Source organism: Sulfurimonas gotlandica GD1, from assembly GCF_000242915.1.
Classification (GTDB): domain Bacteria; phylum Campylobacterota; class Campylobacteria; order Campylobacterales; family Sulfurimonadaceae; genus Sulfurimonas; species Sulfurimonas gotlandica.
Map to the genome: position 1 here is coordinate 2,329,669 of NZ_AFRZ01000001.1, position 14,479 is coordinate 2,344,147.

Annotated in this window: 14 protein-coding genes; all 14 read right to left on the bottom strand. The window is 30.5% G+C overall.

What is annotated here, in order from left to right; genetic code table 11:
• Genes SMGD1_RS11490 through hslV form a run of 14 tightly spaced genes read right to left on the bottom strand, consistent with a single transcriptional unit; the run spans position 1 to position 14,478 of the window.
• The gene (locus SMGD1_RS11490) at positions 1-1,245 is read right to left on the bottom strand and encodes a type II secretion system F family protein (RefSeq protein ID WP_008339362.1); all 1,245 of its coding nucleotides are present in this window, start codon (positions 1,243-1,245) and stop codon (positions 1-3) included.
• Positions 1,242-2,978, bottom strand: coding sequence for a GspE/PulE family protein (locus SMGD1_RS11495; RefSeq protein ID WP_008339286.1), 1,737 nt, complete (start codon positions 2,976-2,978; stop codon positions 1,242-1,244). The genes SMGD1_RS11490 and SMGD1_RS11495 overlap by 4 nt, the downstream gene beginning before the upstream one ends.
• 12 nt (positions 2,979-2,990) lie before the next feature.
• Positions 2,991-3,533 carry a hypothetical protein gene (locus SMGD1_RS11500; protein ID WP_008341395.1) on the bottom strand — a complete coding sequence of 181 codons (543 nt, stop codon included), beginning with the start codon at positions 3,531-3,533 and terminating at the stop codon, positions 2,991-2,993.
• Positions 3,530-4,330, bottom strand: a complete 801-nt coding sequence (locus tag SMGD1_RS11505) for a hypothetical protein (protein WP_008339462.1) — start codon at positions 4,328-4,330, stop codon at positions 3,530-3,532. Before SMGD1_RS11505 ends, SMGD1_RS11500 begins: the two co-directional genes overlap by 4 nt.
• Positions 4,323-5,138 carry an ATP-binding protein gene (locus tag SMGD1_RS11510; RefSeq protein WP_008339371.1) on the bottom strand — a complete coding sequence of 272 codons (816 nt, stop codon included), beginning with the start codon at positions 5,136-5,138 and terminating at the stop codon, positions 4,323-4,325. Before SMGD1_RS11510 ends, SMGD1_RS11505 begins: the two co-directional genes overlap by 8 nt.
• Complete coding sequence (gene mshL / locus SMGD1_RS11515; protein ID WP_008339559.1) at positions 5,128-6,783, bottom strand: pilus (MSHA type) biogenesis protein MshL; 1,656 nt, start codon at positions 6,781-6,783, stop codon at positions 5,128-5,130. The genes SMGD1_RS11510 and mshL overlap by 11 nt, the downstream gene beginning before the upstream one ends.
• A gap of 13 nt (positions 6,784-6,796) precedes the next feature.
• Positions 6,797-7,267 carry a hypothetical protein gene (locus tag SMGD1_RS11520; protein ID WP_008341397.1) on the bottom strand — a complete coding sequence of 157 codons (471 nt, stop codon included), beginning with the start codon at positions 7,265-7,267 and terminating at the stop codon, positions 6,797-6,799.
• A complete protein-coding gene (locus SMGD1_RS11525; RefSeq protein ID WP_008339193.1) occupies positions 7,267-7,899 on the bottom strand; it encodes a type 4a pilus biogenesis protein PilO in 633 nt (210 codons plus the stop codon). The genes SMGD1_RS11520 and SMGD1_RS11525 overlap by 1 nt, the downstream gene beginning before the upstream one ends.
• Positions 7,896-9,431 carry a hypothetical protein gene (locus SMGD1_RS11530; protein ID WP_008339561.1) on the bottom strand — a complete coding sequence of 512 codons (1,536 nt, stop codon included), beginning with the start codon at positions 9,429-9,431 and terminating at the stop codon, positions 7,896-7,898. The genes SMGD1_RS11525 and SMGD1_RS11530 overlap by 4 nt, the downstream gene beginning before the upstream one ends.
• 11 nt (positions 9,432-9,442) lie before the next feature.
• Positions 9,443-10,750, bottom strand: coding sequence for a M99 family carboxypeptidase catalytic domain-containing protein (locus SMGD1_RS11535; protein ID WP_008339471.1), 1,308 nt, complete (start codon positions 10,748-10,750; stop codon positions 9,443-9,445).
• Between the two features lies 1 nt (position 10,751).
• A complete protein-coding gene (locus SMGD1_RS11540) occupies positions 10,752-11,720 on the bottom strand; it encodes a L,D-transpeptidase family protein (protein WP_008339512.1) in 969 nt (322 codons plus the stop codon).
• Positions 11,717-12,595, bottom strand: a complete 879-nt coding sequence (gene era, locus SMGD1_RS11545) for a GTPase Era (protein WP_008339494.1) — start codon at positions 12,593-12,595, stop codon at positions 11,717-11,719. The genes SMGD1_RS11540 and era overlap by 4 nt, the downstream gene beginning before the upstream one ends.
• 12 nt (positions 12,596-12,607) lie before the next feature.
• Positions 12,608-13,936 (bottom strand): ATP-dependent protease ATPase subunit HslU, encoded by a 1,329-nt coding sequence (gene hslU, locus SMGD1_RS11550; RefSeq protein ID WP_008339580.1) that lies wholly within the window; start codon positions 13,934-13,936, stop codon positions 12,608-12,610.
• Entirely contained in the window at positions 13,936-14,478 is a 543-nt protein-coding gene (hslV, locus tag SMGD1_RS11555) for an ATP-dependent protease subunit HslV (protein ID WP_008339536.1), read from the bottom strand. Before hslV ends, hslU begins: the two co-directional genes overlap by 1 nt.
• Position 14,479 lies beyond the last annotated feature (1 nt).

A 14,479-nucleotide genomic window follows, 5' to 3' on the forward strand; every position in this document is an offset into this window, starting at 1 on the left:
CTACCTACCTTGAACAGCATTCCCCATATCCCACATTGGTAAGAATATACCAAGAGCTAAAAGAATTACCATAGATGCTATGATTAATAGCATTATTGGTTCTATCGCTTCAGATAGACCATCGATAATAGCGTCAAATCTCATTTTATAGTATTCTGCAACTTTTTTTATCATTGTATCTAGTGTACCACTGTCTTCACCGGCTCTGACCATTTGAATAATCATATTTTCAAAAAGTTTTGTTTCTGCAAGTCCAGTATTTAATGTTCCACCTTTTTCAACAGTCATTCTTACTGACGATAGTTTTAGTTTAAGAGGTAGATTGTCAATCATAGCAATAGATGTATCAAGTGCTTCAGCAATTGGAATACCTGCACGAACAAGCTCTGCAAAAACTAAGGTAAAACGACTAAGGGTAGAAAACTTTATAATATTATTTATAAGATATGTCCTAAGTAAAAACTTATGCCATCCAAATCTTATATGTCTATAATTATTTATTAAATATTTAAATGTCGTAAAGGCTAAGAATAAAATAGCTAAAACATATAGACCATAATTATTAAATAGATGTTCTAATGTCAGTAGTATTTGAGTAGGCATTGGAAGCTCTGCATTAAGAGATTCAAAGATATCTTTAAATTGTGGAACAACATAAGATATGAGAATTGTAAAAGCTATTGCCATTGCTATCATAACATTTCTAGGATATGCCATTGCTTTTTTAAATTTAATTATATTCGCGCGAATCTCTTCAAGCATATCAGCAAGTGAGTATAAGGCTTCATCTAGGTTACCTGTCTTTTCACCAAGTTGAACCATGGCAATTGAAAGGTTCCCAAGTTCAAAACGAAAATTTTCCATTGATGAAGATAGTGCATGACCAGCATTGATATCGTCTGCTAGTCTGCCAAATACATGTTTAAGAGCTTGATCATCTGTTGAAGCAGCAATTTCACTAAGTGAATCATGGATGGAAATACCAGCATTAGTCATTACAGCTAGTTGTCTAACAGCAGCAATAAGTGCATCTGGCTTAATCTTTCTTTTTTTGATATTTTGAAAAAAGTTTGCTTTAAATCTTTTTAGTTGTGCCTCAAGAGGTTCTTTCCCCTCGACTACTTTAATAATTATTCCAGAATGCTTTAGTTTGGCGTACTCATTTGCTTCTTTTCTATCTTTTGCATAAAGCGGTATCTCTTCTCTCTTACCTTTTGTAAGAATCGTTACAATAAAATATTTCATCCCTTAGCCACCCTTAATACTTCTTCAATACTAGTTACTCCATCCAAAGCTTTTTGAATGCCATTTTCAAATATTCCTACAAACCCATCTTTTATAGCTTGAGATAGCATAGCATCTTTTGGTGCACCTTTTGCAATAAGAGATGATAATTCTTCCGTTACATTTAAGACTTCACAAATCATTTCTCTACCCATGTACCCAGTGTCATTGCACTCTTTACATCCTTGACCATGATAGAATATTGCATTTTCTGGAATAAATTTTTCTAATTCCTCTAATATGGAAGCTGGAACTTTTTCAACTGCTTTACATTTAGAACAAATCTTTCTAACTAGTCTTTGCGCTTGTATAGCTACTAATGCACCACTGATAAGATAGTTTTCTATTCCCATGTCAACCATACGTGGAATAGCACTTATGGAATCATTGGTATGCAGTGTGGATATAACCATATGACCAGTTAAAGCTGCTTTAATGGCAATTTCCAGTGTTTCTTGATCACGAATTTCACCAATCATAATTTTATCTGGATCTTGTCTAAGAATTGAACGAAGTGCATCCGCAAAACTTAGACCAACTTTTTGGTTAACTTGAACCTGCTGAATTAGATTCATTCTATACTCAACAGGGTCTTCAACGGTAATAACTTTATCTTCAACATTTCTAAGTTCATTAAGTGCACCATATAGAGTTGTTGTTTTACCACTTCCTGTAGGTCCAGTTACAAGTATAATCCCAAAAGGTTCTTTAAGACCTTTTAAAAGTTTGTTGTAGCTAAGCGTATCCATACCAGCATCTTCAAGTTTTACAAGTGCTTTTTCTTTGTCAAGTATACGCATAACAATAGATTCACCATACAGGATAGGAAGTGTTGATATACGAAAATCAAATTCTCTTGTACCAACTGCAGTAGAAAATCTACCATCCTGTGGCTTTCTCTTTTCTGCAATATCAAGATTTGCTAATAGTTTAAGTCTTGAGGCTAGAGGAGGATATATGTCTTTTTCAAAAATGAATATTTCAGCTAATTTTCCATCAACTCGAGCACGAACAACACAGTTTTTCTCTGTTGGCTCTATATGAATATCACTAGCTCTACCTCTAATACAAGCTTTCAAAATAACATCTATAAGTAGCAGAATTGATGAAGCCTCTTGTTGTTCTTCTATAGAGTTAATTGAGTTTAATTCATCACGTATTTTTTTTACTAAACCTTTTACACTATCTTTTAGCTCTACTTTAAATAGGTATGATTGTATTTGCTTTTTAGAAGCTGTAGCTATTTTTACAATCTTTCTTGGAAAGAGTCTTTGTATTGCTTCTTGAGCTTCAATATTAAGTGGATCACTAAAAGCTATTGTAACATACATGTCATCTTGAGAAATTGGTAAAGAGAGATATCTTTTAAGTTGAGCTAGTGGTACTTGACTTGTTAAATGATAGTCCATATCTATAGCATCTAAATCTAAAAAAGATAATTCTAAGTCTTTTGATAATTTTTGTAAAACTTCTTTTTCATCAATGTAGTCATAATTATCAATTATTGAGAGTTCGTAAACACCATTTCTTATTTGTTCAACAATAAAACGAATTAACCTATCCATAGTCATAAAGCCAGACAGTGTGATATCTCTCAATATTAAATCTGAACTTAAGCCTTTTGATAAGAGCCTGTCAACTTGGCCTTGCATGATTGACCCATTGGCAAGCAGGTCATTAGTTATTCTATCCATAATTAATTCCATTTACCAGTAAACACGTCGTTTTATGTTTATTGTATCATAAAACTCTTCAATAACTATTTTGCTTAGCTTAGTGTCTTTTTCAAGATATAATTTATATGATAGTTTTTTATCATTTTCATCTTCAAAGAGGTAAAAAGCTCTTGGCTCATGAACACCTAGTTTTGCATAAAAATCAAATACCTTTGATAAGACATAGTCAGTTGTAGGTAGGCTTAAAGACGATAAATCATAGTTGTCAATTAGTGCATGATAAAGTAGTTTTTTCTGCATAAGTATTACAGAAAAATATGCAGAATTAGCACGAGCCTCACGAGAAAATTTAAGTAAAGCTACTGGTATTGCTAATCGATCTATGTAGTCAGAGTTTAGGCAAGCAAAGGCGTATAATGAAACAAACTCTTCATCTTTTTTATATTTTTTAAAATTATCAAAACCTATACTACACACATCTTCATATTTTTTATTTTGGTAAAGATTAAACATGTTTTGTTTTATATCTGCATATAAGCTAATGCTAAAAAGTAGTATTAGTAATAATTTCATTTGAATTTCCCTGATGTAATCTCATCTAAAAGTATTTTAGCCTGACTAGAATGTGAGTGCTCGATGTACTTTTTTAATGTTTTAATAGCTTCATCTTTTTCATTTAGTTTAACTAATGATTTTGAAAAAATAATCCAACTAGCTTCTATATTGTCATTTATTTCGTTGGTTATAAGTGCATAGTTGTAAGATTTATGATACTCTTCAATTTCATAATATTTTTTTGCTACAAATAGACTAAGAGCTGGATTATTGTTCTTTTTAAATCTTTTTATAACATGGCTAATATCTTCTTGCGTATTTTGTCTTTCAATGTGTACTACATTTTTTTTCTCGATTGCTTTTACTTCAATTTGCTCTAGTTTTTCTTTTGGTGCTATTACTTTTTGTGTACTTTTATTCTTTGGTTTGATATTTACGCTTGGTGTACGAACTTCGTCATTGTCATCATAAGATATAGAACTATGTTTTATGTTTGACATAAAATTTAATGAAGGAGAAAGAATCAACATTTTATCATCAGAAGCTTGTTCTTTAGGAATTATTTTTTGAGTTTCTACTTTAGCAACTGTTATATTTTGCTCAATTATTTGCTTTAGCTTAGGGGTTGTATTTTCGTTTATTTGAATAGTTGTCTTCTCTTCTATTGTTTCTGTATTGGTAAATTTGTCAGAATTATTAACCATAGAAACAAGAATGAAAATAATAGATAAACTAGTCATTATAACAATATGAGGAATATAAGATTTAATCTTATATTTACGCCATCTTTTCTCTAAGTCATTTACATTAAGCATTTATTAGACCTGTTTGTATAGCTGACATCTCTACAATTTTTTTAGATATTACATCTGTTTTGATATTAGATGGATTATTTTCATAATACCAAGAATATATATCAAAGAGTGTATATAGTAATTTATTAGTATCTCTGTAATTGCCTTTTGTTAATTTAAATATTAGATTAACTGGTTTTTGAGAGAACATATTAGCACTATCAAAACAATTTGCTTTCATTAGTTTCTTTTGTATATAAATTTTTAGTTCACTACTTGAAGCATTTTCAAGTTCAATGGTTTCCCAAATTCTTGTTTGGAAGTGCTCTTTGGCAATTAAGTCTTCTTTTTCTGTTTTGTGCAGTGTAATGACAAACTTTACAGTTCTTGTATCTGATAAGAGCCTAATCTTTTCCATTTGAACACTAGAATATAGTTGTGCTTCATCTAATAATACTAATGGAACTTGAGAATCTTCTTTGAGATTTTGATTTACAATAAGCATAAATTGAGTGAAATTTAGTTCTCCTTGGTATTTTACTTCAAATAAATCTCGAGCGAGTGATTTAAAAAATTCACTTTCATCTAATATTGGAGTTTGATATATAAATACTTTTTGAGAAGAAGATAGGTCATGATAAAGTTTTGTTAAAAACATACTTTTGCCAGTTCCAGGCTTTCCATAAAGAAGTATCATCTTTAAAGGTTTTTTTACAGAGTCCTTTAAAGATTGATAAATAGTTGATACACGATCTAGTTGAATGTAATCTCTTGCGTTTACACTGTCTAGAAAAACATTTTTAGAGTTTTCAAAGATGCTATTTTTCATCTTCCTCTTTCACTTTATTGTCTTTTTGATGCTTTCCTGTGCTATCAACTTCTTTTGATAGACTGTCAGCTTGGTTTGATATAGAACTTTTATTTAGAATAACAGTATGATCTGTTATCCCTTTGTAGCCTAATTCAGCTAAAGAAAGATTATTATTTGCTTTATCGATGATGTGTGGCTCAATTACAATAACTAGTTCTTGTATTTGTTTTGTCATCTCTTCATATTTGAAAAGATAGCTCAACCCAGGAATATCACCTAATAAAGGTACCTTATTGGATTTGTTGACATTTTTAGTATTTATTAAACCACCTAAAATAATTCTATTACCATCTTTTACAGTTACTACAGATGATAGTTGACGACGATTTAGGTCTGGAGGCATGACTCTATTCGCTGAACTCTCTTGAGATATGTCTTGTGCAGTTTCTGAAAGAGAAGGATTAATTTTCAATGTAATTGATTTGTCGTCTGCAATTTCAGGCGTTATGTCTAAAAGAACACCTGCAAACACTGATTGAACAGTGTCATTTTGAGTAGTAGCGGCTACTCCGCCACCTGTTCCTTGTTGGTTTGTTTCTGATTTTATTTTGTAAAAATATTCTGTTCCCGCTGTTATAAGTGCAGGTTGATTATTAAGAGTCAAAACTTTTGGATTTGAGATTGAAACTACATCACCTTGCGTTTGTAGGAATTTTATAACTTCATCAAGTGTCCCACCAGCTTTTACAGTGACAAGACTTGCTTCATTTACCGCTTGTGCCCCAGCTGTAGTTATTTCAGTTCCAGTAAATGTTGGAACATTGTTCTTTGATAAATAGTTAGCAGAGAGTGTAACTTTTTGAAGTGCATAAAGTTGTTGCCAATCTACACCAGTAGTTTTTCCTTCTTCCATTGTTACTGAGAGAAGTTGTACATCTATTAATACCTGTAGTTGCACTTTGTCTTGAAGTTTTTTTAAATAACCTTCAAGTCTATTCATTTGTTTTAAAGTAGCTGTTACAGTTACAAGCCCTGCATTTTTATTAATTATAGGTGCACTGGCTTGATATATATCTTGAGCTGTGTTTATAACTTTTTGGAATTCTAAGTCAAGTTCCTCCCAAAATTTAACTTCATCTGTAGACTCTATTTTAATTCCAGATTCAGCAGAAGAACCGCCACCAGATGAACTTCCAGAGGCTCCTGCTGTAGATGCTGTTGTAGAAGACGTTCCAACAGCTCCGGGAGTGCTTGTAGCTGATGATGAGCTTAGTGTTATATTTGTACTTCCTACACCTTTTCTTTGAGAAAGAATGTAGTCTATACCAAAAACCTTTGTGTTTAGGTATGATATTTTTAAAATATTATTTTCAAGTGTGTAATATAGATTATTTTCCTTTAAAATAATACTTAGCACTTCATCAATCGTTAAGTTCTTTAAATGAGTTTTGTTTAGTTCAGTCTCTAAAAACTTTTCAGCATGTGGATCTGTTACTATGACACTAAATTCACACTCATCACTTAGTTGTTCTACAAAATCTATAATTTTAGTATCTTTAGTAGAACTTATGCTAAAAAGCTCATAAGAACAATCTGCGTAACTACTACTTGATAAAAGAAGTGTTATAAGTGACCCATAAACTATTTTCTTGATATTTTTCATTCTCTTATCCTGCTTATTTGAATTTTAAATTTCGTTTTGTATCGCTTGTTGTAAGGACTAACTTTCCATTACCTTTAGTTAGAACTACATTTGTTCTACTGATACTTGAGAGTTTAAAACTATCTACACTCTCATTAATCTTGTACCATTCACCATTTATTAGAGCTGAATTATTGATTATAGCACTAAGAATAAGAGGCTTAGATGGTTGATGCAATATAATAATGCTAGTAGAGTCTGATGAAGTTGTAGACTTTTTAGTAATAGAATGCATCACAGTCTTTTTTTTACTTTTAGTGTATTTTTGCTTAGTACGTTTACCAAAAAAAATAAAAGGATCTTTTATATTGGTAAGTTCTGAATCATTCATGCCCTTTCTGGCAGGTTTAATTGCTTCTACCTGAGTGTCCACCCATGATAGTTCATTAGCGCTAGGCGCGATTGATAAAAATAGAGCAAAGGCTATTACAATATGTGTTTTCATTAGTATGTAATCCCCCAAACTGAGATAAATAGTTCTGTATTTAGTGTTTTATCTGCTTTTATGCCTAAGTCATGGATGTCTACAACTAAATCACTTTGCTCTAATGAGTTTATGAATCTAAGAGTATCTTTATAGTTTCCATTTGTTTTTAAGCTTATATCTAGAATATGTCCGAATGAATTATTATTATCTGAATATTGATTTGTAAAATCAATAATCTTTATACCATGTTTTTTTGCATTAATTGAAACAGAATGCAGATACTCACCCCATGTTCTCTCATCATATATAAGTGATGAAATAGTTTCTATTTTACTTTTAATGTAAGCATTGTTCTCTTTCTGAGTTATTAACTGGGATTCAAATTTTTTAATTTCTCTATCTAGTATAGTTATTTTTGACTCAGGATTGGTCTGCAGATATGCTTTATCCATATTTATCTTAGAACTAATAGAAGTAATTTGTTTGTTTTTCTCTTCAAAACCAGTTTGAGAACTTTCCCAAAAAAGTAGATATGAAAAAGCGAAAATAAGACCAAAAATCATTATATAGGTCATATATATATCTTTTTGAGTTTTATCTTTAAAAGAGGCATCTATGCTTTGTAAGTAATCTTCTATATTTATTTTCATAATATACTCACTTTTAGTTCACTGAAGTATTTTTTAGACTTTTCTTTGAATTCTATATGTTCGAGTGAAAAGTTAAATTTACCTTCATGAATTTTTGTTAAATACTCTATCATCTCTGTGATTTTTTTGTCCTTCTCTGAAATGAGATTAAGCGTAAATGTTTTCAATTTTTCATCTTCTTTGTAAGATAAAGAATCAATATTAATATTAAATTTATTTAAATCTTTTGTCAATACAGACAAGAGTTTAGCTTTCATAGGGTAATTGACTTTAACATCATGAATTTTAATTAGAGTAGCTTTTTTCTCAGAATAATCTTTTATTTCTTTATCTAGTAGAGTTAAAACTTTAGCTTTATCTGCTTCTCTATTTTTTAAAGTTGCTTGTCTAGTTATTTTTATATTATGAAGTTCTGTATACTCTGTACTCAATAAATCATATTGAAGAGTTTGAGCATAAGTTAAAACCCAGTATGTAACTGGATACATAAAAGCAAGGACAAGTGAAGCTACACTAAGAAGTATAATCTTACCACTCTCTCTTTGCATAAATTTTGGAGGACGATGATAAGTTGTAAAGTTACAATCATATTTTTCATCCTTTGGTAGTGTTGTGTATATGTGCATTAATGCATGAAGTTGATCTATATATGCACCGTCACTCTCAAAACCATAGTTAAACTCAAAGTTACTTGATTTAATACCGAGTTCAACTTCTGTCATTTCATCTAACTTAGTTACGGTCTGAATTTGTGAACCTATATAAACATGTTCAATTTTTTCAAGTTCATAAGCTCTTTTTACATAAGTTAAAATATCATTTGCATTTGCAAAGATTTCTTTGTAAAGTTTAATGAAATATTCTTTGTAATCACTATTTGTCTCTTTTAGATTATGTTCAGAAAAGAATTCTATGAAGTTTTCAAATTCAACTCTCTCTCCATATAGCTCACAAAATCTTTCATGCATCTGCAAAAAAGAATAGTTAATTGATTTTGTATATAGAAACTCTTTTTCACTATAAACTGTTATAAATGCATCATTTTCTTGAAAGTAAATAAAACAGTGCACACCACCGGTTTCTATGATTTCCTTCTCATATAAAGATTTAAGTAGTAATGGAGAAGGAATTATTGTATCAATATATTTTATTTTAGAGGTTACAATAGAAAATGTTTCTTCTATTGTTAAAGGATCTATAATAAAAACATGAAAATTTCTGTTGTCTTCATCAAGAGAATTGAATGTCTCAATAAATTGTATTTGATAGGTAACTGCCTGGTCAAGTGCTAGTTCATCATAAACTTTGTTATTAATAGCATCATGTAAATCTTCTTCAGGAATATTCTTTGAAATAGATATCTGAGAATTAATAAAGCCTTTAGTATTTAAATATGAAATTGCATACTGTTCTTTACTGAATTCGGGAGAATTAGTTTGTGAAAGAAAACTAGAGATACCGCTAAGATATGTATCTTTGTATGGATTAACAGAAATTACACTTGAAAAAGAGTGTTCAGTTTTTTTACTCATTTACTATAATCCTATTTAAAGTGAGCCGTTGACATAGCGCAAAATTCATCATCTTTATAAAATTCTACTCTATATATTTTATGGCTTTTATCAACAGAAAAGCTTTTATCTAAATCTTTGTATTTTATGTCAATTCCACTCTCATTGAGATGTTCTTGTGACTTAAATCCAATTACATTTACACGAAAACCACTGTTGTTCATTATGCTAAAATCGTCATTAACAAAAAAAGATGAAGCAATTTTAACAGATTTTACCTGTTCATCAAATTTAACATCAAATTTTTGTTCACAATTTTTTGCAATTTTAAAGTATTGAGGTCTTAAAGTTGTTATTTTTTGATTACCGATATAAACAACAAAATTACCATTAATTTTCTTCACACTCCCCAAGGGATGCGAGAACTCGAATACATTACCTTCTGATTTTATCGGAATAAAGCTTAAAGATTTTTTTATGTCACATAAATTTAATAAGATATTGTTATTTATCCCTAAAGTACCATACTTTATGAGTATTTTATTAAGTTCTTTTTCATTTAGTTCAAACTCTCTTTCGAATGCAATATCCATGATTTTCATAAATTCTTCTATGGCTAGTAGTTGGTAAAAAACTTTTTTTGAGAGAGAAGAAAGGTTCTTACTGCTTTCAATTGCAAAAGCTGGTTTGTTATTTGTAACGGCAAAGTAAGTCAGAGAGAGTTGCATTGCTTCATCATCAAATTTTGTGTTAGTATTTTTAACACCAAGACTATGATGTTCTTTTAAAAGCTTTTTATTAATATTTTCTGTAACAACGGAAGCTATAGAATTTAAGTTACCAAATGGTTGTTCTTGTTTTAATTGACATTGATCTATAACACATGTTTGGCCCCAAGAGTTAGGATTAAATATGTTACCTCGGTGTTCTTTTCTGTAAAAGCCATTGCCATCATGCAAATTTAAAACTAATGATACTTTCTCTGAAAGTATTATATTTTTAATCTCTTCAATAGTTTTTTTATCTTTATCATTCTCTTTAATTACAGAAAACTTTCTATTCATATCACCATTTAAGCCTCTTTTATCGGCTTGAATACTTGATTGATTTAGATTTGGTACTATCCAAAGATTTTTAGAGTTTATTTTGTAGTGAGTTGAGAGTATTGAAGCAGCAAAATATCCACCAGGTTCATCACCATGAACTCCACCTATAACAAGTAGTGTAGTGTTTGAATCCGGATTTTCTTTTTTTATGAGTTGTACATTTGAAGAAGCATAAATATTTATATTTAGCAATATAAAAAGAGATATGAAAATTTTAAATTTAATAAAAGGCATTTTATTTTTCTGTTAAAATTTTCATATTGTTAGTTGCATCAAGTTTTACTACTAAAGTTTTATCCCCACTAAATTTAAAAGTATCAGATTCATAAAATTCTTTAAATGTTATTTGATATACATTATCAGTGTTAGGGTAAGGAATAACATTTATGTTGTTAAAAATTATTGTCTTTTTTTCAATTTTTTTAAATATTCTTGTCTTGTATTTTTTAAATCTATCAAAGTTCATTCCATCAAATCTAACAAAATCGCTTGAATAAAAGTTTAAATATCTATCTATATCATCAAATAGCCAACTATATCTCCACGAGTATAGTTGAGCAAGAATAGAGGAAAGAATCTCTTTTGAAATACCTTTTTTTACTTCACTGCTATTTATAATAAGAAGGGTGTTATCTATATCTATTCTTTTGTTTAGGCACTCTATATTTGGATTGTTTATTGCAATACAGCCTTTTGTGAATTCATCTCTATCTTGCTCTGTTGGAAGACCATGTATCCAAATGCCATGTCCATTTTTACCTCTATATGTGTCATATACATTAGGGTAAGAAGTGACGAATGCTAAAGGACCATAAAATGAATCTAGTTTATTCTCAGTAGAGAGTTTTTTTGTTATTTGATATATGCCTATGGGAGTTTTAAGGTCTCCTTCTTTTATCTTGTCACCTTTTATTTTTCCAGTATATGCGCTATATTCTTTTTTAAATCCATAAGAGTTATTATTATCTTTTACATATAAATTTAATGTAGATTTTTCTTTATCACATGTTAAAATATTTGAATAAGATTCTAAATATCCAAATGTTGTATCAATATTTTTTATATATTTATCCCAATACTCAAGTTTAGTAAGCTCTAAATCCATCTGTTTTTCAATATCGTTGATACCATTAATTCTATAGTTAGTCAGTATGTCATTTGCAGATAAAGACAGAGTAATCAGTATTAAAAAAACTATTTTCACGATTTATATCCTATCTCTTCTAAAAATGCTTTATCTTTAGACCAACCTTTTTTTACACTTACTTGTAGGCTTAAAAATGCTTTTTTACCACTTAATCTCTCTACTTTCTCTCGTGCGGATTTACCAATTCTTTTAATAGATTCTCCACCTTTACCGATAATGATTCCCTTTTGAGATTCTTTTTCAATAATAATGGTTGCATATATTTTATCGATTCCTTCTTCTTCCTTAATGGAATCAATAAGTACATCTGATTCATAAGGTATTTCATCACTTACATTTTCAAAGATGCCTTCTCTAATAAAACCTGCATAGATGTCGCGGACAAGTTCACTCGTTAGGTCTTCTGGATCATACAAAAAAGGCGATTCAGGAAGATTTTTTGAGATTGTTTTTAGTAGGTCTTCATGACCAACTTTTTTCGGAATTGCAACTGGAATAAGTGCTTCAAAATAATCTGAAAACTGATTGTAAGATGCGATTCTTTTAAAAAGTTTATCTTGATTTACTTGGTCTATTTTACTTAGTACAATAATATGTTTAACTTTTGAATTATTTAGTTTTAAAAACTTTTCATAGTGTTCTATAGAGTCAGTAACAGGGGCTAAATAAACGATTAAATCACAATCACCCATAGCTTTTAGAGCCTCATCAAGCATAAACTGATTAAGTAATTTTTCTCTCTCATGTAGTCCAGGAGTATCTACAAAAATTATTTGTGTGTCTTCATGCATTACGATAGCATTAGAACGCTTTCTAGTTGCATTGGCCTTTTGGCTGACCATTGCTATGTTTTCACCTAATAGTGAGTTCATTAGTGTACTTTTACCTGCGTTTGGACGCCCAATTAGAGATACGAAACCAGCTTTTGTCATTGTGTGTTACCTTTATAGTATATAACGTGATAAGTCGTCATTTTCAACAACCAAATCAAGTTTTTCATGTACAAGTTCACTTTTTACAATAAACTCTTGTCCTCTATGCTCATCTGCTTCAAAGCTAATTTCTTCTAAAACTCTTTCTAGAACAGTATGAAGTCTTCTCGCACCAATATCTTCAGTCATTTCATTTGCTTTATGAGATAGTTTTGCAATTGCTTTAATAGCTTCATCTTCAAAAATTAGTTTTACACCTTCAACACTTAAAAGAGCTTCGTACTGCTTAAGCAGAGAATTTTCTGTTTGTGTTAGGATTTTGTATAGAGTATCTTCTGTTAGTGATTCAAGTTCAACTCTTAATGGAAACCTGCCTTGAAGTTCAGGAATCAAATCACTTGGTTTTGTTATGTGGAATGCCCCAGCTGCTATGAAAAGTATATGATCTGTATTAATGACTCCATACTTTGTAGTTACACTGCTTCCTTCGACAATTGGAAGTAAATCTCTTTGAACTCCCTCTTTACTTGGATCATTTCTTCCTTGAGACTTTTCACTAACAGCAATTTTGTCAATCTCGTCTAAAAAGATTATTCCACCATCTTCAGCACGTTTTAACGCTTCAGTATTAATGTTTGTCATGTCAAGAAGTTTGTGACTTGCTTCAACTCTTAAGATTGATTTTGCATCTTTAACCGTAACTTCTTTTTTATTATCTTCTTTATTCATTGTTTCAAAAATCTTAGAAAAACTCTCTTGAACTTTTGCCATCTCTGGAGGAAGGTTTGTGTCATTAAACTCTAAGTGGACTTTATCAAATTGTAGTTCAATTACTCTATCATCCATTTCACCATTAATAACTCTCTCTTCCATAGCTCCTAGAAGTCTCTGATAGTCATCTTTTTTACTTTCACTAGCACCATCTGGAAGCGGTGGAAGAAGTTTTTCAACTATTTTATTTAAAATATAGTTGTCAATTTTTTCTTTGTTTGCTTCTTCTTTTTCTTTTTTTACTATAGATATTGAAGCTACAACTAAATCACGAATCATTGACTCAACATCACGACCAACAAAGCCGACCTCTGTATATTTACTTGCTTCTACTTTGATAAATGGAACACTCAACATCTTTGCAAGTCGTCTTGATATTTCTGTCTTACCAACACCTGTTGAGCCAATCATTAAAATATTTTTAGGCATGATTTCATTTTGCAACTCTTGAGAAAGCTGCATTCTTCTATATCTGGTTCTTAGAGCAAGAGCAATAGTTTTTTTAGCGTCTTTTTGAGATATGACGTATCTATCTAGATACTCAACTATCTCTTTTGGCGTTAAGTTCATTATTTATTTTCCTCTAGTGTAAGAGTTTTAATACTGTGATTAGTATAGATGCAAAGATCAGCAGCAATAGATAAACTCTCACGTACAAGCTCTTCTTCATCTAGTTGTGCATGTTTTTTTAGTGCTCTTGCTGCAGAAATAGCGTAGTTTCCACCACTACCTATAGAAGCAATCTCTCCATCCTCCGGTTCAACAACATCGCCATTACCTGTAAGTATAAAGATGTGATCATTGTTTAAAACAATCATCATTGCTTCAAGGCGTCTTAGAACCTTATCTTTACGCCAAGCTTTAGAAAACTCAATAACCGACTTTAAAAGGTCGCCTTTTTTATCCTCTAAGAACTCCTCAAACATATCAAAAAGATTAAAAGCATCTGCTGTACTACCTGCAAAACCAGCTAATATTTTCCCACGGTGAAGTGTACGGATTTTAGTTGCATTACCTTTAAGAACTGAATCTCCAAAAGTAACCTGTCCATCTCCACCTATTACAGCTTTATTTTTGCCTTTGTAAGCAAGTATAGTAGTAGCGTCAAACAAA